The organism is Psychrobacter sp. W2-37-MNA-CIBAN-0211 (assembly GCF_040309405.1).
GTDB classification, from domain to species: domain Bacteria; phylum Pseudomonadota; class Gammaproteobacteria; order Pseudomonadales; family Moraxellaceae; genus Psychrobacter; species Psychrobacter glaciei.
This window is the reverse complement of record NZ_JBEOOU010000003.1, coordinates 53,382-78,316: the sequence shown is the minus strand read 5'-3', so window position 1 is coordinate 78,316 and position 24,935 is coordinate 53,382. Positions and strand designations below refer to the sequence as shown.

At 43.3% G+C, this 24,935-nt stretch carries 23 protein-coding genes and 4 tRNA genes; 11 read left to right on the top strand and 16 right to left on the bottom strand.

The window, feature by feature from the left end:
• Nucleotides 1-114: 114 nt before the first annotated feature.
• Nucleotides 115-1,440, bottom strand: coding sequence for a D-amino acid dehydrogenase (locus AAEY72_RS04940; RefSeq protein WP_352309667.1), 1,326 nt, complete (start codon nt 1,438-1,440; stop codon nt 115-117).
• A gap of 92 nt (nt 1,441-1,532) precedes the next feature.
• Nucleotides 1,533-2,285 carry a CAF17-like 4Fe-4S cluster assembly/insertion protein YgfZ gene (ygfZ, locus tag AAEY72_RS04935; protein ID WP_352309665.1) on the bottom strand — a complete coding sequence of 251 codons (753 nt, stop codon included), beginning with the start codon at nt 2,283-2,285 and terminating at the stop codon, nt 1,533-1,535.
• Between the two features lie 299 nt (nt 2,286-2,584).
• On the opposite strand from ygfZ, the gene AAEY72_RS04930 reads away from it, so the two are divergent.
• Both AAEY72_RS04930 and hemL read left to right on the top strand, forming a co-directional pair.
• Nucleotides 2,585-2,938, top strand: a complete 354-nt coding sequence (locus AAEY72_RS04930) for a zinc ribbon domain-containing protein YjdM (protein ID WP_057758016.1) — start codon at nt 2,585-2,587, stop codon at nt 2,936-2,938.
• A gap of 103 nt (nt 2,939-3,041) precedes the next feature.
• On the top strand, nt 3,042-4,343 hold the full coding sequence (gene hemL / locus AAEY72_RS04925; protein ID WP_352309664.1) for a glutamate-1-semialdehyde 2,1-aminomutase: 1,302 nt from the start codon (nt 3,042-3,044) through the stop codon (nt 4,341-4,343).
• 133 nt (nt 4,344-4,476) lie between these two features.
• Here hemL and AAEY72_RS04920 read toward each other — a convergent pair whose 3' ends face one another.
• Complete coding sequence (locus tag AAEY72_RS04920) at nt 4,477-4,875, bottom strand: lysozyme inhibitor LprI family protein (protein WP_352309663.1); 399 nt, start codon at nt 4,873-4,875, stop codon at nt 4,477-4,479.
• Nucleotides 4,876-5,158: 283 nt separating this feature from the next.
• On the opposite strand from AAEY72_RS04920, the gene AAEY72_RS04915 reads away from it, so the two are divergent.
• Entirely contained in the window at nt 5,159-6,907 is a 1,749-nt protein-coding gene (locus AAEY72_RS04915; RefSeq protein WP_352309662.1) for an AMP-binding protein, read from the top strand.
• 127 nt (nt 6,908-7,034) lie between these two features.
• Here AAEY72_RS04915 and AAEY72_RS04910 read toward each other — a convergent pair whose 3' ends face one another.
• The gene (locus tag AAEY72_RS04910; RefSeq protein ID WP_352309660.1) at nt 7,035-7,466 is read right to left on the bottom strand and encodes an Mpo1-like protein; all 432 of its coding nucleotides are present in this window, start codon (nt 7,464-7,466) and stop codon (nt 7,035-7,037) included.
• Nucleotides 7,467-7,856: 390 nt separating this feature from the next.
• Here AAEY72_RS04910 and ppx point away from each other — a divergent pair, with 390 nt between their 5' ends.
• The 3 genes from ppx to tilS all read left to right on the top strand — a co-directional run bounded on the left by ppx (nt 7,857) and on the right by tilS (nt 12,323).
• The gene (gene ppx / locus AAEY72_RS04905) at nt 7,857-9,383 is read left to right on the top strand and encodes an exopolyphosphatase (RefSeq protein WP_352309659.1); all 1,527 of its coding nucleotides are present in this window, start codon (nt 7,857-7,859) and stop codon (nt 9,381-9,383) included.
• A 198-nt stretch (nt 9,384-9,581) separates the two neighbouring features.
• Nucleotides 9,582-10,385, top strand: coding sequence for an acetyl-CoA carboxylase carboxyltransferase subunit alpha (locus tag AAEY72_RS04900; protein ID WP_352309658.1), 804 nt, complete (start codon nt 9,582-9,584; stop codon nt 10,383-10,385).
• 363 nt (nt 10,386-10,748) lie between these two features.
• Entirely contained in the window at nt 10,749-12,323 is a 1,575-nt protein-coding gene (tilS, locus tag AAEY72_RS04895; protein WP_352309656.1) for a tRNA lysidine(34) synthetase TilS, read from the top strand.
• A gap of 30 nt (nt 12,324-12,353) precedes the next feature.
• Here tilS and AAEY72_RS04890 read toward each other — a convergent pair whose 3' ends face one another.
• A complete protein-coding gene (locus AAEY72_RS04890; protein WP_352309655.1) occupies nt 12,354-12,851 on the bottom strand; it encodes a GNAT family N-acetyltransferase in 498 nt (165 codons plus the stop codon).
• A gap of 229 nt (nt 12,852-13,080) precedes the next feature.
• Between AAEY72_RS04890 and proC the strand changes: the two genes are divergently transcribed.
• Nucleotides 13,081-13,911, top strand: a complete 831-nt coding sequence (proC, locus tag AAEY72_RS04885) for a pyrroline-5-carboxylate reductase (RefSeq protein WP_352309654.1) — start codon at nt 13,081-13,083, stop codon at nt 13,909-13,911.
• Nucleotides 13,912-14,043: 132 nt separating this feature from the next.
• Nucleotides 14,044-14,613, top strand: coding sequence for a YggT family protein (locus AAEY72_RS04880; RefSeq protein ID WP_010196074.1), 570 nt, complete (start codon nt 14,044-14,046; stop codon nt 14,611-14,613).
• Between the two features lie 81 nt (nt 14,614-14,694).
• Here AAEY72_RS04880 and AAEY72_RS04875 read toward each other — a convergent pair whose 3' ends face one another.
• Nucleotides 14,695-15,501 (bottom strand): hydroxymethylpyrimidine/phosphomethylpyrimidine kinase, encoded by an 807-nt coding sequence (locus AAEY72_RS04875; protein ID WP_352309653.1) that lies wholly within the window; start codon nt 15,499-15,501, stop codon nt 14,695-14,697.
• A gap of 453 nt (nt 15,502-15,954) precedes the next feature.
• Here AAEY72_RS04875 and AAEY72_RS04870 point away from each other — a divergent pair.
• The 3 genes from AAEY72_RS04870 to AAEY72_RS04860 all read left to right on the top strand — a co-directional run bounded on the left by AAEY72_RS04870 (nt 15,955) and on the right by AAEY72_RS04860 (nt 17,228).
• Nucleotides 15,955-16,044, top strand: a tRNA-Ser gene (locus AAEY72_RS04870).
• 176 nt (nt 16,045-16,220) lie between these two features.
• Nucleotides 16,221-16,297: transfer RNA gene (locus AAEY72_RS04865), tRNA-Arg, on the top strand.
• A gap of 277 nt (nt 16,298-16,574) precedes the next feature.
• A complete protein-coding gene (locus tag AAEY72_RS04860; protein WP_352309652.1) occupies nt 16,575-17,228 on the top strand; it encodes an RDD family protein in 654 nt (217 codons plus the stop codon).
• A 62-nt stretch (nt 17,229-17,290) separates the two neighbouring features.
• Here the strand turns inward: AAEY72_RS04860 and AAEY72_RS04855 are convergent, their stop codons facing one another.
• The 10 genes from AAEY72_RS04855 to lolB all read right to left on the bottom strand — a co-directional run bounded on the left by AAEY72_RS04855 (nt 17,291) and on the right by lolB (nt 24,852).
• A complete protein-coding gene (locus tag AAEY72_RS04855) occupies nt 17,291-18,271 on the bottom strand; it encodes a calcium/sodium antiporter (protein WP_060490271.1) in 981 nt (326 codons plus the stop codon).
• Between the two features lie 312 nt (nt 18,272-18,583).
• Nucleotides 18,584-18,964 carry an aspartate 1-decarboxylase gene (panD, locus tag AAEY72_RS04850; RefSeq protein WP_010196068.1) on the bottom strand — a complete coding sequence of 127 codons (381 nt, stop codon included), beginning with the start codon at nt 18,962-18,964 and terminating at the stop codon, nt 18,584-18,586.
• 100 nt (nt 18,965-19,064) lie between these two features.
• Nucleotides 19,065-19,646 carry an aminoacyl-tRNA hydrolase gene (pth, locus tag AAEY72_RS04845; RefSeq protein WP_352309651.1) on the bottom strand — a complete coding sequence of 194 codons (582 nt, stop codon included), beginning with the start codon at nt 19,644-19,646 and terminating at the stop codon, nt 19,065-19,067.
• 205 nt (nt 19,647-19,851) lie between these two features.
• The gene (locus AAEY72_RS04840) at nt 19,852-20,541 is read right to left on the bottom strand and encodes a 50S ribosomal protein L25/general stress protein Ctc (protein WP_010196063.1); all 690 of its coding nucleotides are present in this window, start codon (nt 20,539-20,541) and stop codon (nt 19,852-19,854) included.
• Between the two features lie 432 nt (nt 20,542-20,973).
• Nucleotides 20,974-21,921, bottom strand: coding sequence for a ribose-phosphate pyrophosphokinase (locus AAEY72_RS04835; RefSeq protein WP_010196062.1), 948 nt, complete (start codon nt 21,919-21,921; stop codon nt 20,974-20,976).
• A 110-nt stretch (nt 21,922-22,031) separates the two neighbouring features.
• Nucleotides 22,032-22,107, bottom strand: a tRNA-Gln gene (locus AAEY72_RS04830).
• Nucleotides 22,108-22,349: 242 nt separating this feature from the next.
• A tRNA-Gln gene (locus AAEY72_RS04825) sits at nt 22,350-22,425 on the bottom strand.
• 214 nt (nt 22,426-22,639) lie between these two features.
• Complete coding sequence (locus AAEY72_RS04820; protein WP_201593611.1) at nt 22,640-23,119, bottom strand: hypothetical protein; 480 nt, start codon at nt 23,117-23,119, stop codon at nt 22,640-22,642.
• A gap of 77 nt (nt 23,120-23,196) precedes the next feature.
• On the bottom strand, nt 23,197-24,153 hold the full coding sequence (gene ispE, locus AAEY72_RS04815) for a 4-(cytidine 5'-diphospho)-2-C-methyl-D-erythritol kinase (protein WP_502945348.1): 957 nt from the start codon (nt 24,151-24,153) through the stop codon (nt 23,197-23,199).
• Nucleotides 24,154-24,207: 54 nt separating this feature from the next.
• A complete protein-coding gene (gene lolB, locus AAEY72_RS04810) occupies nt 24,208-24,852 on the bottom strand; it encodes a lipoprotein insertase outer membrane protein LolB (RefSeq protein WP_352309648.1) in 645 nt (214 codons plus the stop codon).
• Nucleotides 24,853-24,935 lie beyond the last annotated feature (83 nt).

The window sequence follows — 24,935 nt, the reverse complement described above, 5'->3', positions numbered from 1 at the left end:
AGTAATATAAGTCTTTCCCTAAATTTAAATTAAAAATAAATTAAAAAGAAGGCGCTTACTATAGGTAAGCGCCTTCTTTCTTTTGCATAATATTTTAATACATCGTTTATCCGATTAAGCGCTCATACCGACAAAGTCAAAATCCACGTTAGGGGTTTCACCTTGGATTAATAAGCTAATTGCTTTTGCAGAGCCGCAAGCATGCGTCCAGCCTAGTGTACCATGACCCGTGTTGAGCCATAAATTATCAAAGGTGGCCCCATCGTTGCGGCTACCGTGTTTCACTTGACCGCAATGTGCCCGTCCAATGAGTGGGACATTTGAGGGTGTCATAGGCCGCAGTCCCGTCCAGTATTGAACGGAATTTGCAATAATCCCTTTTGGGAACAACTGCTGTACGCGACGAGTAATGGCTTCGCAGCGCGTGGCATTTAAATCTAAATTATAGCCATTAAACTCCGCTGTCCCAGCGACCCGTAGCTTATCACCTAGTCGTGAGGTAACCAGTTTAAACTCATCATCAATCAGACTAACAAAAGGGGCTAAATGCGGTGCACGAGGGTTGATTTGATAAGTGGCTGAATATCCTTTGGCGGGAAAAATAGGTGCATGAATGTTCAGCGGTTTTAATAGGGAGACACTATAGCTGCCAAGCGCCAATACATGACTATCAGCACTAAAGGTCTGCGCGTTCTCGCCTTTTGGGCGAATGGTAATACTGTGCACATGCGGACGGGTAGAATTTGCATCAGTATTGAGTGCCAAAATCTCGGTATCATATAAAAACTGTACGCCAGCATCTATGCAGCGCTGTGCCAAACGCTGGGTAAATAGATGCGCATTACCAGACTCATCACGGCTGGTATAGGTTGCGCCAGTGAGTTTATGCGCGATTGGGTAAAGCGCTGGTTCCAAACTAACAGCGTTATTAATATCAATCACATGGCGCTCACAGCCAAGCGCTTGCATACGCTCGGTTGGTTCGATGGCTGCATCAAACTCAGCTTGGCTGGTATAAAAATGCATGATACCGCGCGTTTGCTGCTCGTAATCAATACCGATATCAGCACGCAGCTGTTGCAAAGCGTCTCTCGAATACAGACCCAAGCGCACCATTTGCACGAGATTGGCATCGGCTCTATCGGCGCGGCACTCTTGCAAAAACTGCATGGCCCATTTGAGCTGCGCTTTATCCGCACGCAAGCGATACAATAGCGGAGCATCTTCTTTAAATAGCCATTTGAGCGCTTTCATCGGAGTCGCAGGATTGGCCCAAGGCGTGGCATGCGATACTGATATTTGACCGCCATTAGCAAATGACGTCTGCATACCTGCCGCTGATTCGCGCTCAATCACGGTCACATCATAGCCTGCCTGACGTAGATACCATGCGGTGGTCACGCCCACCACGCCTGCTCCGAGTACCGCAATATGTGTCATAGGATTCTCTATGCTCATGTTAATCATGACGGTAGCGCTGTATTAAACTGCCATCACCTTCGCTGCGTCGCTTGCTTGATCCGACTTACTTCTTATTTTGGACGTGCAACATCTACTTGTAGTGCGGCTGGCAAGTCCAATATGCTCAGACCACTTTCTGCTAGCTGTTCAGGACGAGCCACGACCAGAGCAGTAAAGCCATCGTCATTTTTTATAGCATTGACCACTTGGATTTTATCGAGTTTGTCACCAGCAGCTGGTGCTTCACCGGTGCCTTGTACATAGTGCAAAAATGCTTTGGGGGCAGATTTAAAATAAATACGGGCGATGACTTCTTGACCCAAGTAGCAGCCTTTATCGTAATCCATGCCGCCGCGCTGATGTAGACGCAGCTCTTGTGGTTGGAACTGGCCCTGAGTCGTAGCCACGATCCAATAATTGCCAGTGGCTATGCTACATGCCATCCAAGCCTGCGTATCCTCAATGGTATTATGATCGTCTTTGTGGCTAAAAGTTGGCTCATTGGCTAATACACAAGGATAAATCGCTGCTGGGGCACTGGTCTCAAACTTTGAAAACGTCCCGTATTTATTCAGATGTGCTTGTAAAGACTCAGCACAATCAGCACTGATCACCACGTCATAATGCTTTTCTGCTTGTTTTTTGATCCAAATACCAAATTCAATACGACCTTTTAAGTTGCCGATGGCGGCTGCCTGATAGCTAAGCCCGAGTTTGGTGACGTCACAAGTCAATTGCCCTTGTAAGAACTTTTCGGCGTCCTCACCTTGAATGGTTAATTGCGAAAACTGCGGTACGGCTGATGGATTTGAAGACTGAGTCATTGTTATTATCCTTCTAATGAGAGCTTATTTAATAATAATATAGAGGGTAAATCGAAGTGATAAAAAATTATCTGATCGCTTTTGTCACTGACAGAATAGGTGAGTATAAATCTAAATGAGGCTAAGAAGAGTACCACAAAACCCCCTGTCATAAGAAACGTCATCACTAAGCGATGGGTTAAGCGTTAAATTGGGCATAGCGTCTTATTTTCAACCGTACAAATTGGTTAAAGATGGCGAGTTACGGTACAATATTAGCTCTACAATTAACCTAATGTACGATGGCTGCCGAGGATAGAATGAGCTTACCCAATTGCCCAAAATGTGATGCTGAATATACGTATGAAGATGGTGCGTTACTGGTATGTCCTATGTGTGCTCATGAATGGACGGCAGCTGAAACTGATGCAGCGCAAGCTGAAGACCAAGATGCCGTCATTCGCGATGCCGTCGGTAATGAGCTACAAGATGGCGATGCTGTGACCGTCATCAAAGACTTAAAGGTCAAAGGTTCTTCAATTGTGATCAAAGTAGGGACTAAAGCGAAAAGTATTCGTCTGTTGCCAGATGCGACTGACGGTCATGATATCGACTGCAAACTTGATGGCTACGGACCAATGAAGCTTAAATCATCTGTTGTCAAAAAAGCTTAAGCGGCTACGTTTAATTCAAAGAATAATACTAAAATCTGATAATAGTTAATCAGAAAGTTTACTTTTTATAAAATAATACAGAACCAATAAATAGAGAATAACTATGAGTACTAAAAACGAACAGCTCTTTGCGCAAGCACGCAAGCATATCCCAGGTGGTGTCAACTCACCAGTCCGCGCCTTTGCAGGGGTCGGTGGTACGCCAATCTTTATGCACCGTGCCAATGGCAGCAAGATTTATGACACTGAAGACAATGCCTATATCGATTACGTCGGCTCTTGGGGGCCAATGATTTTGGGTCATGCGCATCCAAAAGTCATCGATGCCGTTAAAAAGGCCGCCGATGATGGCTTGAGCTTTGGTACGCCTACACCGTTTGAAACAACCGTTGCAGATAAAATTTGCGAAATCGTGCCTAGTGTTGAAATGATTCGTATGACTAGCTCTGGTACAGAAGCGACCATGAGTGCGATTCGTCTGGCACGTGGTTATACCCAGCGTGACAAAATCGTTAAGTTTGAAGGTTGCTACCATGGGCATTCAGATAGCCTGCTAGTAAAAGCAGGTTCAGGTATGCTTGATATTGGTGAGCCAACCTCAAAAGGTGTGCCAGCGGACTTTGCCAAGCACACGATTACGATTCCTTATAATGATCCGCAAGCGATCAAAGACTGTTTTGAGAAATGGGGCGAAGAGATAGCCTGCGTTATCTTAGAGCCGATCGCTGGTAACATGAACATGATCATTCCGACTCAAGAATTCCATGACACCTTGCGCGCAGAGTGTACTGCCAATGGTGCGGTATTGGTATTTGATGAAGTCATGACTGGGTTTCGCGTCGGACTTGGCGGTGCCCAAGCACATTTCGGTATTGATCCTGATTTGACTTGCTTTGGTAAAATCATCGGTGCTGGCTTGCCAGTTGGTGCGTTCGGCGGTAAGAAAGACATCATGTCTTGCATTGCACCACTTGGCGGTGTTTATCAAGCTGGTACGTTATCAGGAAATCCACTCGCGATGCGCGCTGGTATTGCAATGTTTGAAGATTTGACGGCAGAGGGTTTCTATGACGAGTTAGCAGCGAAAGTTGATCGTCTAGTAGACGGTTTTCAAGCAGCAGCTGACAAGCATGGCATTCACTTGCGCACCAATAAATTGGGCGGTATGTTTGGAATGTTCTTTGTCAAAGATACTGAAACTGCAACGCCAAAGAATTTCGATGACGTGACAGAGTGCGACATGACCGTGTTTAATACTTTCTTCCACGGTATGCTCGATCGTGGTATTTATCTGGCACCGTCGGCTTATGAAGCGGGCTTTATGTCTATCAAGCATAGCGATGAAGATATTGATGCGTCTATCAAAGCTGCTGATGAGATATTTGCTGAAATGGCCAGTGCTTAATCTATTCTGATTATTCCAAAGTCATAAGTAACATTAATCTAGGCAATCAAAGCAATAAAAAACCAGTACCTTCAGAGGTGCTGGTTTTTTTATGGACATCTATTTTTTATTGCTACTTATTTTCTAAAGTTATCTATTTACTTTTGATGTTTTTAATATCGGCGTCTAATTGTACGCGTCGTTGTTGTGTATAAGTGGTCAAACAACCATTGAGCGCCATTGGATAAGCACTACCGCCACGAACCGAACTGGCAGAAAACTGGCAAGCTTTGTCTCTAAAATCAATCCATGACAATTGTACTGCTTTTAATTGTTTTTTCTCAGAGGTATTAAGTAAACGCTGAAAATCACGGTAAGACTGGTTCAGTTTTTTGTCTTCTACGGCCAGCTCAGCTGCAATACACTTGTTAATATCAGTCTGAGTATAAGCCTTGTCGCAGGTGTTTGCTGCGGATGCTTGAACACTGAAAAATAGTCCTGTTGACAATAAAGCAAGACAGCCGACGTTTTTAATATGGCTCATGATAAACATATAATCTCGTTACTGGTATGAAATGGCATTTAGCATAACATGGCTATATTTCGGACATATTTCAAATTTATGAGAGGTTTGGTAAATGTGTGTATGTGATTGCACCTATATTTTTAGGCTGATTCAGCTAAGTTTTTGACCTATATACTGGTCATAAAAGTCGATACATATGGCCCAAAAAATACTGCTAATAACAGAGCCCATAAAGTGACTCAGCCGCTTAAAAAATCGTTATTAGAGTGTGCTATGCTGAGAAAAACATACTCAGCAAGGACGCTAACTCATGACTACCAGCACCAATGATATGCCTAGCAGTAATACGCCACCGTTATGGCAAGCCTCGTATGAGAAACACGGACTAAGAAATAATCTAGATGTGTTAGAGGGCAAGCACAACCTGCTAGATTTATTGCAACCCAAGATAGATCAGCATAGTGATTCTGTGGCTTTTAGTATGGGGCCTGCCACGCTTACCTTCGCACAATTGGATATTGCCAGTCGCCGCTTTGCTGCTTTTTTACAAGCAAAAGGAATCAACAAGGGCGATCGTGTCGCTGTACAACTACCCAATATATTGCAGTATGCAGTCGTGCTGCTTGGTTGTTTACGCTCAGGCACCGTACTGGTGAATGTCAATCCGATGTACACCCATTATGAATTGGCACATCAGCTGACTGATTCTGAGTCCTGCGTACTCATTGTCCTTGATGGCATGGCATCCGCTTATGAGCAGCTCGATGAGGAAGTAAAAGCGCAATTGTTATTAGTCATACATTGCTCCATTGATCCCACTGTCGCACCTACCGATAACGATATCGCCTTGCTTACTCATATCGATCAGACAGCAAGTGCTACAAGCCAAGCAAATAACGCTCGCGAAAACACAGGCGATGTCGCCGCAAACGATACCTCAGCACACGGTGTAAGCTTTGCCCATATTATGAATACCTACCATGCTGAGCAATGTCAGCCCGTCACTATCGAGCGTGAAGATTTGGCTTTATTGCAGTATACGGGCGGCACGACTGGCAAGCCAAAAGGCGCGATGCTCACACACTATAATGTCATGGCCAATGTCTGTCAGTGTTATGCGATGTTTGGCAAAGCGATTGAAACAGGTCGCAGCGAGCAGATCAAAATACTCAATCCTTTGCCACTTTATCATATCTTTTCATTTACCGTTTGCGGTTTGCTTGGTATGTATGGTGGTTGGGAAGATATATTGGTCACCAATCCTCGTGACATCGATCGGCTAGTCAATACTATTGAGCAGCATCGTCCGCATGTCATTCCTTCGGTCAATACCTTGTTCATCGGGATGCTGCATCATCCAATGTTTGCCAGTCTTGATTTCAGCCGACTGGCACTCTCCATCGGTGGTGGTACAGCTATTATCAAAGCGGTCTCTGAGCAGTGGCAACAAGTCACTGGCATGATTATCAATGAAGGTTATGGCATGTCCGAAACCGCGCCAGTTATCTCTTTTAACCCGCCCGGTATAGATGGTTTTAACGGTAGCGTGGGTCTGCCACTCGCCATGATGGACATCAAAATCATGGATGACAACGGCTCAGCATGTGCTATCGGAACACCAGGAGAAGTAGGTATTAAGGGGCCACAAGTGATGCAGGGTTATTGGCGTCAAGACAATACTGATACCTTTAGTGCCGATGGTTATTTCAAATCAGGAGACATTGGCGTGCTGGATGAGCAAGGGTTTTTGACGCTTGTTGATCGCAAAAAAGACATGATATTGGTGTCAGGATTTAATGTGTATCCGAACGAATTAGAAGCGGCGTTGACTGAACATCCAAAAGTGCTTGAGGTAGCGGTCATTGGGATTGCAGATGCGCATAGTGGAGAAGTGCCAAAAGCTTTTGTGGTCAAAAGAGATCCAAGCTTGACGGCTGAGGAGCTGGCTGCTTTTGCCAGTGAGCGTCTGACGGGCTACAAACGTCCACAGTCTTATGCGTTTATCGATGAGTTGCCAAAGACGGCAGTCGGTAAAATTCTGCGTAAGTCTTTGCGCTAAATGAATGTGTCATTTCACTGATGAAAATGACCTGACATAAATAAAATCCTCAATACAAATTAAAAAACTGGGCTGCTATTTTTAGGAGCCCAGTTTTTTAATTTGTGCTGTATATAACGATTGAATTTTATCGTGATTTATCAAACTTGCGATCTTTTAAACTCAAATTGCCGCGTAACACATCGCTATACATACGAAAATCGCTGGCGAAGCTCTTTAAGGGAAATTTAAAAGAGGCAGGTTTGTTTTTTTCAAAAAAGAAATGACCAACCCAAGCACAAGCGTAGCCTGCCACGATACCCTTTAGCAATGGCTTTGGTGAACGGGCCTTGACAGATTTTGCCAAGCCCAATAAGCCAAAACTGCTGCCTGCGAAATGCAGTCGTCGGCACGCCATATTTTGATGTTCTTCTAAATAGAAATCGTAAAACTTCTGCTCAGTAGGCGTGGCAGCTTTTATTATGTCATGGTTCACTTGGCTGTTTGTCTGAGCATTTGCTGTTTGATTGCTATGCTGTGTTTGATTGCCATGCAGTGCTTGATTGGTGGTTTGATTCATTGTCGTCGCTTCCTTGCGGGTTATTTATTGATCATCTGTCCGTGGCGCTTTTTGTTACCAAAGCCGAACGGTTTTACTATGCGATGAGCACGGATTGGTTTAATAGAAAATTAGAATGGATAAGTAAGTGCTTGTTCTTTATTATAATATTTATGGTTTTTAATGTAGCAAATCACCCTGATTAACACAAGCGCCAAATGTGCTCTACTTGTCTGTGCTGGTGCGGGGCTTTAGCCAAGTGTGCGTCTTACTTGCCAGTGTTTGGCATAAATGCTTTAATGGCGAAACTCGCTGTGATTCGTTCAGTGATATAAGCTATTCATAGAGCAATTTTCTTATATTTCAGCAAATATCCTATCCTTTTTATCTAACACGGTAACGATATCTCCTATGCCTAATGACTATCTAGCAAACCCACCAATCGCCGAAGATGAAATGATGGCAGCCATTGATATTGGTTCGAACAGCTTTCATTTGGCCATTGCGCGTCTCGATCATGGTGAGGTACGAAAAGTGGTTTCCATGTCTGAAAAGGTGCAGTTGGCGGCAGGATTGGATAAAAATAATATCTTGGAGGCGGCAGCTGAGCAGCGCGGACTTGAGTGCTTAAGTCGGTTTGTGGCTCGACTCGATTCGGTGCCTGCCGAGCGCATCCGTGTGGTGGCGACCAATGCCTTGCGCCAAGCTAAGAATGCGAATGACTTTATTACTCGTGCCAATAAAATCTTGCCCAAGCCGATTGAAATCATCGCTGGACGAGAAGAGGCACGTTTGATTTATTTGGGCGTGTCACACACCAATGCCAGTAGCGATAAGCGTTTGGTCGTTGATATCGGTGGTGGTTCGACCGAATTCATTATTGGTCAAGAGTTCGACCCCCTATTGACCGAAAGCTTACAAATGGGCTGCGTTGCCTTTACCAAAAGATATTTTGATGACGGGCAGATTACCAAAGAAGCGTTTAACAATGCCATATCAGGCGCACGCAAAGAAGTATTGGCGATTAACGGGCGCTATCAAAAGACGGGCTGGAGCAGCGTGATTGGCTCTAGTGGCACAATTAAAGCAGTGCGTAACGTTCTTGTCTCTAAAGGTTGGGCGGATGAGCAAGAACGCATTACTTATAAAGGCGTCAAAAAGCTAGAAAAATTATTGATTAAGATTGGCAATGTCAATGATATTGAGCTTGAAGGGGTTAAGGAGCATCGCAAGGCCGTCTTCCCTGCAGGCGTGGCAGTGCTGCGTGCAGTCATGAAAGTGCTGGGCATTGAGACTATGACCTATTCTGATGGCGCGTTACGCGAAGGCGTCATGTATGACATGCTCGGGCGCTTTGCTAGTGAAGATGTGCGTGACCGTAGTGTGCTCGCGCTGATTAAACGCTACTCAGGGGATAAAAAACAAGCCAAGCAGGTGGTAAAAACCAGTCGTAATCTGTTTGAGCAAGTGAAGGCGAAGCTGTCACTCAGTAGCGACGATTGCGATTTGCTCAGGCGAGCGGCGTTTTTACATGAGATAGGATTGGCGATTAGCCATAGCAGCTACCACAAACACAGCGCTTATTTGCTTGAACATTCTGATATTCCAGGGTTTTCACAAGTAGATCAAAAGCGTATGGCACAGCTGATGCTCAATCATCGTCGCAAGCTCAAGTCGGATATGTTAGAGCAGACTTGTACTATTGGCGGTGATTCGCTGGTTTATCTATGCTTATTGTTACGGTTAGCAGTACTCGCGCATCACAGCCGTAGCGATAACGAACTACCAACGTTGCAGCTTCAAGTCATTGATACCAACTGCTGGCAAATCACAGTGACCGATAACAATGAGCATTATGCTTTTCTATTGTCAGATTTGCACAATGAGGTCGAGCAGTTTGCTAAGTGGGGCGTGACGTTAAGCGTGGTCGAGGCATAAGTGCTGAGCGCTAGCATTGAGTCGTTACTATTGTGATGAGTAAGCTACAGATTAACGTAACAAAAGCGGCTTTGTCAGTAATGTCATGCCATTTAAGATGTGCTACTATAGCTTCTATTGAGTTTACAACTGTACTTTTATCATCTACAAACCGATAACGATGCTATTGTTAAATATAATTATTAAAGGGAAAGGTCTATGAGCACTGTCTGGGATAGTGTGCAGCTTGCACGGCACGCCAAGCGTCCATTATTTATGGACTATGTTAATCAGCTGTTTACCGAATTTGATGAGCTGCACGGCGACCGTGCGTTTGCTGATGATAAAGCCATCTTGGGCGGGCTGGCGCGCTTTGACGGTATGCCAGTAATGGTAATTGGTCAACATCGCGGTCGTAGTACTCGCGAGCGTATCGCCCATAACTTTGGTATGGCCAATCCTGAAGGTTATCGCAAAGTGATTCGCTTGGTAAAAATGGCGGAGCGTTTTAATATTCCCGTGATGACCTTTGTTGATACTCAAGGCGCGTACCCTGGTATCGGCGCGGAAGAGCGTGGACAGGCGCAAGCCATTGCCGAAAGCATCGCAGTGTTTTCTAGCCTAAAAGTACCTATTATTGTGACCATTATCGGTGAAGGCGGCTCAGGTGGTGCGTTAGCGATTGGTGTGGGTGATAAGGTAAATATGCTGCAAAATAGCATTTACTCAGTTATCTCTCCGGAAGGCTGTGCCTCTATCTTGTGGAAAACAGCTGAAAAAGCACAAGATGCCAGTGAAGCATTAAAGTTAAATGCGATTAATTTATATCAAATGGGCTTGATTGATGCTGTCATCGAAGAGGGCGAAGGCGCTCATATTCAGCCACAGCCAGTCATGATTGCATTGAAAGCACTCATTGCTGAGCAGTTAGATGAGCTTAAGGATTTAGATGCGCATGAGCGTTGCGAGCTGCGCTATGAGAAGCTAAAAACCTTTAATTCAGAAGTGATGTTGCCTGCTTAATAGGCTGGCATTGTGCTTTTTTAGATTGGGCTTGTTTAGAGTGAGGTCAATTTATTATTGAGCACCTATTAAGTATTTAAGGCTCAGCTTTTGATATTAAATAGTTATCCTTAATGTTAAAACAAAAAGTGCTAAAATAAAAACGCGTCATTCTATGGCGCGTTTTTTTGTGCCAACTAACTTCTGCATTAATAATGTATATATATTCAGTGAAAAGTAGTATCGATACATCACGCACTGCTGATATCAATTTTTCTTGCTTGCTGTACCTGCGCAGACAGAGGCTACAAAAAATTGATATCAGCAATACCGTCGCGTTTCTAGGATATTTTGACTATAGCAACTCAATAAATAAGATGAATTATGACCAGCAGTGCAATCCTTCCATATCCTATTGAGCCGATAGCTGAGCTGCCAATTGATACTCATTTGGCTGAGGCGTTATTGACCAGTTTGGCTGAGTACAGTGAGGAGCTGCATGGTCGACGACTTTGGCTAGCTTGTAGTGGCGGGCGCGATTCATTGGCACTGGCGGCATTGTGTGTGCAACTCTATCGACAAGGTAAATTGCCATTTTTACCGCAATTACTGCATGTGAATCATGGTCTGCAAGCGGATAGTAGCGTTTGGGCGAAACATGTGGCTGATTGGGCAGAGGTGCAAAAAATACCGTGTCAGATTTTACATGCGCAAGTGAACGGTCATGATGAGCAGGCGGCACGGCAAGCACGCTACGGTGTCATGCGAGCGCAACTCAATCAAGATGATGTGTTGCTATTAGCGCATCATGCCGATGACCAAGCGGAAACGATATTAATGCGGCTGATTCAGGGAGCGGGGGTGAATGGGCTGTCGGGTATGCAGCCGTGGCGCATCCAAACGCAGGGCACACATCGTATGGCACTATGGCGGCCTTGGCTGACCGTCCAACGTGCCAGTATTAGCACCTATGCCCAGCATTTAAAACTGCCCTATATCGACGACCCGACCAATGACGCTGGCGACAATGTACGTAGCGGACTGCGCCGTGATGTTATGCCAGCATTAGCAAAATATAATCCCAACGTCATCGAAAATATTGCTCGAAGTGCGCAGCTACTAAGCGATGCGCAAGCGACTGTCAGCGCTCAATCAGCAAAAGACATGCATCACACAGCTATTAGTTCGCTACAGTTACCACCTGCGCAGCGTGTGCTAAATATTGATGAGCTACAGAAACTACCTTTTTATCGCCAACGCCAATTATTGCACCATTGGCTAGGTCAAGATGAGCCATTACCGCCCGCTAAGCAGCTAGTCGATGATGTCCTAAGATTAGCTGAGCGGAATGATAATAATCACCAAACGGAACTGTTTTGGCAAGGTCGTAAGCAGTCTTATACTATTCGTCGTTATCGGCAGCAGCTTTATCGTCTAAGCAATGATTGGTTGGCATGGCTTAACATGCCGCTTAATGAACAAACCCAAACGTTAGCCCTTACCAATCTATCCAACATTTCTAGCAATGGCTTATCTGAGAATAATTTGGCACCGATTCATTTACGAATGAGCACCGACTTTACTTGGCAGTTGCAGATATCACCTCAGGCATTGGCACAGTTATTAGACAATACGGAAGATGAGCGTGCGTTACAAACAGTAGTGAAGATAACAGCATTAGATCGCAAGCAGCGCTTACAGACTGCATTGGCATCGCGCCCACAATTAGGAAAAAAACTGTATCAAACGTTGGGCATTCCATCATGGCTACGTGAGAGTTTAATAGTGGTTAGTGTAATGTGTATTCATACAGATGAAGAATTGCCATTATTGCTAGCATCACCATTTGAAAGTTGGGTGCTAGGGACTGATAAGTCATCAACAGCCATTAGAAATGATAGTAGTATTTTAGACAGTGCTATCGGAAATGTTCTAAGTGTAAATAATTTTTTGCGGTAAATTTTACTCATTCTGAGTTAAGAAGTTAGATTATTTTTTTCTTACCATTTTGATATCTGTAATTTTAGTACTTTCGTAGCATTCTTCACTACTGTCCCCAGTATAGACAAAACCGAATTTTTTATAAAAATCGATAGTAGCTGCATTAGATTCTAGTACCCATAAATAAAAGTGGGTATTGATATTAGACTCTAAGATGTTTTGCAACGACGTCTTCATTAACTCAGTTCCTATACCTAGCCCCTGATATTCTGGTAAAACATACAAAGTCGTAATTTCATAGCTATTATTCTTATTAAAATATCCAATAAATCCTAAGCTTTTATGGTTAGTATCATGTGCTACCCAAACAACAACATCGGGATGAACCATTAATTCCTGCCACATTTTTATCTTTTCGAATAGGTTATTTTTATTGCTCATATAAGACTCTGGTAGCAAACCTAAGTAGGCAGCACACCAACTCTCAAAGTGAATGTTAGCAATATCTGTAAAGTCTTCTAGGCTGGCTTTACGCACGAAATACATCATTTACTCCAAAAACAATTCAAAAGTAGTTTAAAAGCTATGCTTCTTAATTTACTAATCAAGCTGTGGAAGAGTCTGTGACAATTTAGTAGTTGAATAGTGTTCTGGGCTAATAATGAGCTCGGGAATTTATCAAACGGTCGTAGTAGCAGTATGGTAAACTGAGTGTCATTTTAAATGCCATTATGTTACTTTGATTACCTTTGAATTTTTTGAGTAGGAGACATGTATGTCAGTATTAGATAATAAGAAAATCAGCTTCATCGGCGGCGGAAATATGGCACAGGCTTTGATTAGCGGGCTTGTGAGCTGCGGTATCAAACCGAGGTTAATTACTGTTGCTGATCCTAGTAGCGAGGCTCGAGAGCAACTGGCTGCTAAAGGGTTGAATACGGTTGACCCCACTGTGGATGCAACTGCTGCTATTATCGATGCTGACATTGTGGTACTGGCAGTAAAACCGCAAGTGATGAAACCGGTTGTGAGCGCTTTTGCCGATGTGTTAGACAAGCAATTGGTGATTTCGGTCGCGGCAGGTTTGTCGACGGATATTCTGTCAGGTATGTTGGGCGGCTATGGCAATATCGTGCGCGCGATGCCAAATACACCTGCCATGATTCAGATGGGTGCGACCGGTCTGTATGGTACGGATGATATCTCTGCGGAACAAAAGCAGTTAGCAACCGCGGTGATGGAAGCGTCTGGTCTGGTCATGTGGGTTGATGAGGAAGAGCATATGCATGCAGTCACCGCTGTGTCAGGGTCAGCGCCAGCATATATGTTTTATATCATCGAATCGATGGTCGATGGGGCAGTTGCTTTAGGTTTAGATAAAGAACAAGCCTCAGCATTGGCCATGCAAACCATGCTAGGCGCGGCAAAAATGGCAATGGACAGTGATGATGCGCCTGCTGAGCTACGCCGCAAAGTCACGTCACCGAACGGTACGACTCAAGCTGCGGTAGAATCAATGCAAGCCAATGAGATTGGTCGTCAAATCGGTGAAGCAATGCAAGCTTGTTATGACCGTAGCCAAGCGCTTAGCGAAGAGATGAAGTAATACCAATAGCCACCAGATACAACCAGCCACTTTGAGAGTGGCTGTCATCATAAATGGTTAATACTGGTCTCGATTATTCGTCTTTTATTAATTTTGTTGTTATTAGCGTACAAGCCCATTGAGTAGCAATTCATGAACAACCTGTTATTTCAAATTTTTGATTTGGTCACCACCTTCGCTATGATGTTGGTCTTCATCCGTTTTATGCTGCAATTTGCAGGGATGGATGCCAGCAATCCGATGATTGCTCCGGCTTACAAAGCGACCCATATCGTCGATGTGTTTGGGCGTATTTTCCCAACTGTCGGGCAAGGTCGTATCAGTATTGCCGCCATCGTGCTGATGTTTTTGATACGCCTGATTGATATCTCTGGTAAAGCCGCGTTGACCCATAAAGGCATCGCACCTGTCCCGCTATTTTTTACGGGTACCATCAGCTTGATATTAGACTTTTTACGCATGTGTCGCTATTTGGTCATCGGCTCTATCATTGTGAGCTGGATTGTCGTGTTTACTAAATCTGAGCATCCTATTATTGGTATCATCATTAATTTGGCTGAGCCAATCTTAGCGCCCTTTCGCCGTATCACACCAAACTTAGGCATGCTTGACTTGTCACCCATGGTCGCCTTTTTTGCTTTTATTCTGCTCGAAATGCTCATTGGTGGTTTGGCAGCGAGCTTTATGCCGATGTTGGGCTAGTAAAGTAAAGACAGAAAGCTAAGAAAAGATTCGCTAAAAAAGACGCTCTATTAATATAGAGCGTCTTTTTTTATTTATCGTTTATAGATTATTCTGAAAGTCTATAAAGCGATTAGGTATCAATTGGGCTTGGCTATCATCAGGGTGCGGAGCATCAGCCGCACGCAGGGTTTGTGTAATCCAGCTATCGGCTGCTTTGACCGCATCGATAAGCACGTCTCCCATCGCCAAGCGTCCAGCGATAAAGCTAGCCAGCGAGCAGCCAGAGCCATGAAATTCACCTGTTAGGCGCGGTAAAGTGCTTTTATGCACCATGTCACCTTGTATATATAAATATTGCTCGATATCACCGCTATCAAAATCGTGTGAGGTTTTGACCAATACGGCATAAGACCCTTGTGCGCACAGTTTTTTCGCAGCTGTATGCAAGTCTTGCTCACCGCTCAAGGCTCGCAGTTCATGAGTGTTTGGGGTAATTAGAGAGGCATAGGGCAGCAGCTTCTTGAAAGCGGCGACCAACGTCTGCTCGTCACCCAAACTACCGCCACTATTGGCAACCAACACTGGGTCTAGTACAAAAGAGGTGTGTTTCTTGATGACTTTATTAGCGAATAATCTAGTCATCATTTTTATATTATCAGTAGTGCCGAGCATGCCCGATTTGATCACCTTTACTGGCAAATCATCGAGCACTGCCATAGCTTGATTTCTGACTAATTCAGCGCTACAAGCTTCAAAACCAAAAACTTGCTGCGAGCTTTGTATGGTAATGGCCGTACAAGCAATGGCAGCATGACCACCTGCTTGACCAATGGCTTCGATGTCTGCTTGTAATCCAGCACCGCCTGAGGGATCCAATCCTGAAAAACACAGTACTACTGGTCGCATAATACTTCCTTTGACATAATCTAAAATGAGTAACAAATACTATAGACACCCACTACCAAAAAAGCCATAGCAGGTTAGAGATTGTGTATAGACGGTCAATCCACCAATCAATAACAACGCATACCAAACCCAAAAAGTACGATTAGCGGTGCCAAACTCGTTTAGTCTACAATGCGTAGCACTTACACTCGTTTTCCTTGCTACTCTAATTTTTGTGAATGGTATCAGATTAGGCTGACTGCTCTAAACCTCGTTTTTACTGATTATTCTGGTACTTTGGTCGTTCAAAAGGGTATAAGGCGACGTAAACAAATAAATATGATAAAAATCGCATTAAATCTGTAGACAACGCTTGCAATTCGTTTCGGCTTTGCTATAATACTCGCCCACGGGATAAGACGTATTATCAGCAATAATACTATTTTTTAGAACTTAAAAAGTCTTACATCGTTTGGTGAAGTGGGTGAGTGGCTGAAACCAGTTCCCTGCTAAGGAACCATACGTTTGCGCGTATCGAGGGTTCGAATCCCTCCTTCACCTCCATTTATAGTGTTGTTTTTAGAGTAGTATCGCAAAAAGTAGTGGTTGATTTTTTATCATTTAAAAAGAAATTTGATTTTAATGAATAAAGATGTTGACACAAGCGATATTATCTATATAATGACCAACCTAATTTACTACAAAGTTATTTACTGCGTAGTGAATGATGTGCAAAGTACGCGCTTGTAGCTCAGTTGGATAGAGCACTTGGCTACGAACTAAGGGGTCGGGAGTTCGAATCTCTCCAAGCGCACCATTTGCATTATCACTTCTTTAACCCAGTTAAAGAAACATTAAAATAATCGCCTGTCTTATGACAATTTGGCGGTTTTTTTATGTCTACAGTTTTTATAAAGCCACTATTTATAAAACTACTATTTATATTATAAAGCCATGTCCTACTTGTTATCCTCCCTCTAAATTTGAATAAACAGTCTTTTGCATCTGACGTCTTCTCTCATCATAATATACGATAAGCGCCTGAATTACGGTACAATGAGCGCTCTATTTTTCGCTTGCTATGGGCTTGTATCATGTCAAAATCGTCGTCAAAAGCGGCTAATAAAGCCAAATTGCCACCAAAAACCTCCATGCCTCGTGCCCCTGAAATTGAAGAACCAACGATTGCCAAACCTAGCACTCGTATGGCAGCGATCCTTTATGATGGGATGTTGATTTTAGCGTTGTTATTTTTGGTAGGGACTTTGCTGACGGTGATTGGCACACTTATGACTATGGAGACGGGTAGCGAGTCCTCACAAGCGCAGTCGCTGCCGACATGGTATCAAAACTTTATTATGACGCCGTCTTTTATACTGACGCTGGTGGGGTTCTACGGGATATTTTGGCGTCGCGGTGGGCAGACATTAGGTATGCAGACGTGGCGCTTAAAAACAGTCAATAATAGCGGTCATTTACTGACGTGGGGTCAGTCCTTTAAGCGCATTTTAGCCGCCTTTATCATGCCACTCATATTTGGCATTATTGGTAGTGTCATCGATGGCTCGCGGGCTATCTTATTAACCAGTGCTTTTTTGGGCTTCATCTTTAATTATGCTTTTTGCTTCTTCAATCCGCGTGGTCTCGCGGTACAAGATATGCTATCAAATACCATCACGTTAAAAATGCCAAAAGCAGAGAATGAAGGACTATGGCGGGTCATTAGAAACCGCAAGCAAGGAAAATAAACCGCATTATCATCGCCATAGTCTGTTCATGCATTTTTAGGTCTGTTAATACACTCTAAGCGTTACAGGTTGACGGTTTGTATCAGCCATAAAGTATAGCCGACAAAGAATAAGACCAAAGTCGACCCAGAAGTGCGACCGAATGGACGCTTACTCATAAAGGCAAACCCGCACAATACCAAGAGTAACAAGGTGACCAATCCCATAGCCACTATATCGCGCGATAAGATGATTGGACTGACTGTGATTGGCGCTATAAGCGCTGCGAGACCAACGACGCCCAAGGTGTTAAATATATTAGAGCCAATAATATTACCCAGTGCCATGTCGTGTTCGCCTTTACGGGCAGCTGATAAGCTCGATACCAGCTCAGGTAACGATGTCCCCACAGCAACAATCGTCAATCCAATCACCAGTTCGCTAACGCCCCACAGCGTTGCCAATTCTACTGCACCCCAAACTATAGCTCGTGAGCTAATGACCAGTAAAAGCATGCCGATAACTAAGCTGATGAGTCCCCGTGTTAGGGTTTGCTCGATATGTTCAGCATCGACGCTTTCTGCTATGGGTTCTCCTTCGTGCTCATGGTTGCCTTCACGTAAGCTTAGTACAATCTGAATGCCTAAAGTCACGACCAGCAGCGCTATCAACACAATCGCATCTGCTTGGTCTAATTGCCCATCACGCAGCTGCCATGCGGCGACCATAGTAATCAATACCAATAGAGGTAAATCACGCTTGATGATGCCCTTACGAATGATAATAGGGCTAATCAATACGGTTGCACCCAATACCAGCGCAATATTGATGATGTTTGAGCCATAAGCGTTGCCTAATGCCAAATCAGGGCTGCCTTCTAGTGCCGCCAATACCGACACGACCATCTCAGGGGCGGATGTACCCACACCCAAAATCAACACACCTATTAAGAAACTAGGGACGTTGAATTTTTTTGCTAAGGCAGTGGCGCCATCAACAAAAAGGTCTGCACTCCAAACAAGAATAGCTAGTCCGATCAATACTGCAATAACTGCCAACCACATCAGTCTGTTTCCTTATTAGTGTTAATACCAAATTAGTATTAATACCAAACCTAAAAATACGCTTAGCCGTGTCAAATTCATTTAGCCTAAAAACATAGCGCTGACATTTATTTTTCTGACGACTTCATCTTTTAAGAGTGGTATAAAATGTGAATTTGCCATATAAAAATGGCATAAAAAAAAGCTGAATCAGAATGGAGATTCAGCTCTCATATTAGCATAGCAGTTTTGGTTGGATAATAAGAATAACTTCAACAGCTTAGTCGATTGTTTATCCTTGCTTTATCCAAAAATCTTCGGTGTTCCAGTGCTTTAAGCCACTTGTACCGGAATGATGTTTGCTGTGTCTTTTACGGTGTTGTCTTCATTACAATAGACCAGTTTTGGCTGATACGTTGAAGCTTCAACTTCATCAAAATGCGCATAAGCACAAATGATGACGATATCACCCAAATCTGCCATATGCGCCGCAGCACCATTTAGCGAGATAATACCAGAGCCTGCTTCAGCACGAATAGCGTAGGTGCGAAAGCGCTTGCCATTGGTCACATTATAGATATCGATAGATTCATTTTCACGTAGACCAGCAAGATCTAACAGATCACCATCGATACCACATGAGCCTTCATAATGAAGCTCGGCATGGGTAACGCGAGCACGGTGTAATTTGCATTTAAGCATATTAAGTAGCATAGGTTGCTTCCTTAGCGTAACTGATATTAAATAACTAAATCAAAAGGTTAATGGGGACAGAACTGCCAAAATAAAAGGCCATTATAATAGCACCACTATATTATTCGGGTAATTTAAAGCCATTAATTTGTGAACGTGCTTTTTCGACATCACCACCTAGCAGTAATGGCAAGGCCTCAAAGGCAGCAGTCAATGCGCTATCAATGGCAATTTGCTCATCGGGAGACGCTTTAGAAAGGACATGCCCACTGACTTTAGATTTTTGACCAGGGTGGCCGATACCCACACGTAGGCGATGAAAATCATTACCGATATGCGGGGTGATATCACGCAGACCATTATGACCACCATGACCACCATCTGTTTTGAGCTTGATACTACCAGCGGGAATATCCAGCTCATCATGAGCGATCAACAATTCATCATTGTGGATGCCATAAAAATTAATCATGGGTACCACCGACTGACCAGATTTATTCATAAAAGTCAGCGGCATCAAAAGACGAACATCGTGACCATGAATTTGCCCGCGTCCTGTTACCCCGTGAAACTTTTTGTCAGGGGCGAGCGTGATATTAAACTGCTGCGCTAAATGATGGACGAACCAAAATCCTGCATTATGACGCGTAAACATATACTGCTGACCAGGATTACCAAGACCGACAATAAGTTTTATGGCCATAAAAACACCCTGCTTAAAGTTAATAAATGAGTGATAATGTTTGAAAAGTAAGACGACTCTATAATATTTAGCCTACATAAAAGTTGTCCTAATTTTCAAACATTACGGACAAAAACAGCAGGAGATATTCATCACCTGCTGTTTTTCTAACCAAACAAACCTTTTCTACGTAGCATACGATAAGTCGCTACATAGTAGTGGTTTATTATTCGCCGTCTTTCTTGTCTTCAGTTTCGCCGTCAGCATCTTGCTCAGTGGCTGGTACGTCAGCTGCATCAACGTCAGCTGCATCTTCGTCAACTTCTTCAACCGTTGGTGGCTGCATGTTAACGATAGTACGGTCATGGCCGTCTTCTAGCTCAAGCTCATGGATTACAACGCCTTCAGGAAGTTTGATGTCTGATAGACGGAACAAATCACCGATTTCCATACCAGATACGTCTACTTCTAGATACTCAGGAAGTAGTGATGGTAGGCAGATGATTTCGATGTCAGATACTAGCGTAGACAATACACCAGCAGCCGCAGTACCAGGCGCATCTTCACGACCAGTGAAATGCACAGGAACATTCATGTGGATTTTTTGACCTTTCACAATGCGCTGGAAGTCAGCATGCATTGGGAAGCCTTTAGCTGGATGGCGTTGCAAATCTTTGATAACAGCTTGGTGTTCTACGCCGTCAACATTGATGGTCAAAATGTGCGAGAAAAACGCTTCAAATTCAAGCGATTTTACCAATTCGTTAATCTTGATAGAGATAGAGGTAGGCTCTTCGTTGCCACCATAAATAATAGCAGGAACTAGATTCTGCTTACGTAGGCGGCGGCTCGCACCTTTACCTTGTTGTTCAGCAGAACGATCAACTGCGTTTAGCTCGAAATGGTTAATGCTCATGGATATAATCCTATAAAAAGAATGAAAAAGTGTCTGGTCATAAAAAGTGGATTTGCGACCGATCCACTAAGACGTGATGATAGCTAAGATGGCTAATGATTAATAATAACTAACAATCAATCAGCCTCTTAAACCATTCGCTCATAGCAAGGATTTCTATCACTATAATGATCATAAAAGTCATTATAGTGAGCATAAAAGCCATTACTTATCAGCGTGATCAGCACTTTTGGTAATATCGACCACTTTAGATAAGATAAATGGTCGGCACAGGCGCGCATTATACGTGGTTTTGTTGTGATAATAAAGACCTAGAAAAAAGGCTTACCTAAAAAAAGCGCCAAGTAATGATACTTGACGCTCTATTTTTTGCTATTAGGGCTTCGTGGTCACAGTGCTCACTATCAAAATCACTGCAATAACGGTTTAAAATTAGGCATCAAACATTGCGCTAATAGATTCTTCGTTGTTAATACGACGTAAGCTTTCAGCAAGCATTGGGGCAATACTGACCTGACGAATTTTGCTACATGCTTTAGCTTCAGCCGATAACGGAATTGTATCGGTAACGACCACTTCGTCTAGCGCAGATTCGCTGATGTTTTTCAGCGCATTACCCGATAGAACAGGGTGAGTAATGTAAGCTAAGACGCGACGCGCACCGTTTGCTTTTAATGCTTCAGCCGCTTTACACAATGTGCCTGCAGTATCGACCATATCATCAACGATCACGCAATCACGGTCACGAACATCACCGATGATATGCATCACTTGTGATTCATTGGCACGGGCACGGCGTTTATCAATAATCGCCATGTCAGTATCGCCCAATTGCTTGGCCATCGCACGCGCACGTACCACACCGCCAACGTCAGGTGAAACCACCATGATATTGTCATAGTCTTGTTTTTTGAGGTCGTTGAGTAGTACGGGCGTACCGTAGATGTTGTCAACTGGAATATCAAAGAAGCCTTGAATCTGATCTGAATGCAAATCAACGGTCATGACGCGATCGATACTAACGATGTTTAACATGTCAGCGACGACTTTAGCCGAAATAGGTACGCGAGCTGAACGAGGACGACGGTCTTGGCGGGCATAACCGAAATAAGGCATAACAGCTGTGATACGGCCAGCACTAGAGCGACGCAAAGCGTCAGCCATCATCATGATTTCCATCAAGTTGTCATTGGTCGGTGCACAAGTAGGCTGCATGATAAACACATCTTTACCACGTACGTGTTCTTTGATTTCCACGGCAATTTCGCCATCAGAAAAACGCGTGATGTCAGCTTTACCAAGAGGTATATGAAGGTGATCGGCTACGGTTTTTGCTAATTCTGGGTGGGCATTGCCCGTAAAAATCGCCAAATAAGGCATGACAGAAGTCCTATTGATTGACTCAAGCAGCGACCGCTAAGCAGTGTCAAACTGCTCAAATTCAGAAAAGAGTGGTGAAAATGATTGGAGACTACTATTACAGTAAAAAATGGTAGGGGTAGCTGGACTCGAACCAACGGATGTCAGGATCAAAACCTGATGCCTTACCAACTTGGCTATACCCCTGTAATGTCTAGGCTATGAACATCTGATATCTAATAGTAACTACTAGTTATTCTTAGAATGATGTCATCACCTGTTAGTTATCTGATAAACGATTAAACCGTCTAAAAAACAACTTTTTCCCTAGCGGTGTCCATTGCGAACTATACCGAAACTGGGATAACGTTGTCAATGACAATCAAAATAAGTGAGTATTTATAATACCAATTATAATCAGTGTCTATCGAACGCTTCGTACTAAAAAATGGTAGGGGTAGCTGGACTCGAACCAACGGATGTCAGGATCAAAACCTGATGCCTTACCAACTTGGCTATACCCCTATTGAGGCGACCTATTATAAGTAAATTTTCAGATTTTGCAAGTCATTTGCGGCTTTTTCTGCTATTTATTCTTAATTCATCAAGGACGGTATGATTTCGATAGGTATATGGTGAAAGTCGGTAATAAGGATTGATGCCTTACTGATATTCTCTCGTAGGGCTATATTAGTGAGCTTGAGACTAGCGTGTCTGGTACAGAATTTCCAAAGTAGTCTTATATGTTCCGAGGAGCAGCGTAAGACTCAACTGTATGCAACAGCTTTAGCAATGTAGCTAAGAACTCACTTTTCTTTATTCTTGAAGTGATAGTATTATTACTATCAAAAAATTTCCCAAAAAATATCAGACATTCATCTTCTTGGTAAACGTAAAATAGAGATTTGTTAGTAGATAAGTCATAGAACAAAAAGTTAGTTTTCTCACTACTGCTATCGTAAACTCCAGTTTCAGTTTCATAAAAAATATCGTGTAGCTTGCTTAGTGGTTTATTGATCAAGCTTTTATTTAGGTGAAATTCGCCATCAGTAATAAGTTCTATTTCTTTCTTAATATTGTTAACAAGTGGAAACGCATAATAATTATTATCTTGATAACTGATATTTACTGAGTTCACAATAATATCCATCACTATGAATGGCTTTTCCATTTCGTGTATTTTAAAAGCAATAGTTTCTGTATTTCCGAGAGTGATCATATTTTGCTCTTAAATGCTTTAGGCTTGATAGTATTTGCGGCTCTTACCTTTTCACCTATCTATAAAAACTTGCGCAGTTATAAACTCCCAACTATATATACCGAACAAGGCGCATCCGCAATCCATTTCGCCAAAAGTGCCTTATCAGTAGCAATATTCACATCTAACGGCAAAAACACTGCACTACCAGAGCCAGTCATACGTGCTGTACCCAATGCCTGCTCTTCTAAACGTTGCAAATATTGAAGCGCTTCATCGACAGCAGGGGCAAGGCTGGTCACCACTGGTGTAAAGACATTTTGGTAAGGCGCATTTAACTGTTTGTCATAGTCATTAGACTGACTCTTAATCGTCTCAATTGATAGTGGCGTAATATCGCGCTTTAATTCAGGGTGGGCGAACAGTTTGGCGGTATTCACATGCGCGTTTGGCGTTAGGACTAAGTATTGCTGCTCAGGCAAGTCAATCGCTGTCAGCTCCTCGCCAATACCCATCGCAATCGCATCTTGCCCAAAGATAAATATTGGTACGTCGGCACCCACTTTAGCACCGATTTTTATCAGCTCATCACACGTTAAATTAAGCTGCCAAATCTCATTTAATGTTAGTAGCGTCGTCGCGGCATTGGAAGAACCACCGCCCAAGCCTGCGCCCATCGGCAAATGCTTGTCTAAAGTAATTTCCACTGACGCTAATTGCTTAAGTAATCTGGTTGATTCTATGACAAATGCTAGCAATGCGTGTGCGGCTTTAAAAATCAAATTGTCATCTATACTGGCAGTTATTGCGTCTGCGCCAGTTAAGGTCAGCAGCTGAAGACAAAGCTTATTGGCATTTAACCGATTATCAGCCGTAGAAATCAATGCATCATCGGTCACCGAAAAATGCAAATAATCGCCCCAATCAAGCAAGCGAAACACGGTTTGCAAGTCATGATAGCCATCAGTACGCTTACCAGTAATGTGCAAAAACAGATTGATTTTTGCTGGGGATAAGCGAGTGATGGTCGTTTTAGCGCTCATATTATTTTGCATCGCCATTTGATTTATGAATGTTTCAATATTTCAACGTTTAAATATTTCAATGCTTTAACGATTCTGATGATCAATCGTCATGACGACTTTATTGCCTTGTGATTGTGCAGCGCTGATTTTACTAGGCAGCTTATCGTTGCCTTTGTAGGTAAAGCTAGCATTCCACTCACCATTAACTGAGCTAATCAAACGATTTTGATTGTCAAGGGTAGGGGCGGTGTCGGAAGGCGCTGGGCGACCAGATACCCAATACGGCATTTGCGAGATCGGTGCTTGCCAGCCAGTGGCTTTTTTGAGTAAGGTCTCAGGATCATCAGCGGTCAATGTACCAGTTTTTTCGCTGACTAATGTTGCCGTTTGACCATTGTATTCAATGTTGGTTTTACCAATCCCGAGTGCACCAATCAACTCAATCGCAAAGCGGTCGTTTTGTTGTCCCCACGCGTAAAAGGCACTGCCGCCTTGAGCACCGTTAGTATCATTAGCAGGTGTCGTAACGCCAATTTTGCCAGTGATATTGAAGCTCTCAAGCTTCTGTGGCTGCTGGCCACTTTGTCCCTGTACGGTGCTACTAGCTTGGTTTGTGCCGCTGGTGGTTTTTAATGACTGACAACCAGTCGTCACCAAAATGGCTGCTGTTAAAGCCGTCATTAGACTGAGTTTTTTGGCTTGAAAAGGGATTGTTTGTGATACTGACATGATGCTTCCTCAAAATTAACAAAGATAATAGCTTAAGCTGAATTTGTTACCCATTTATACGTCGCTGTTAGCTTCTTATAAGA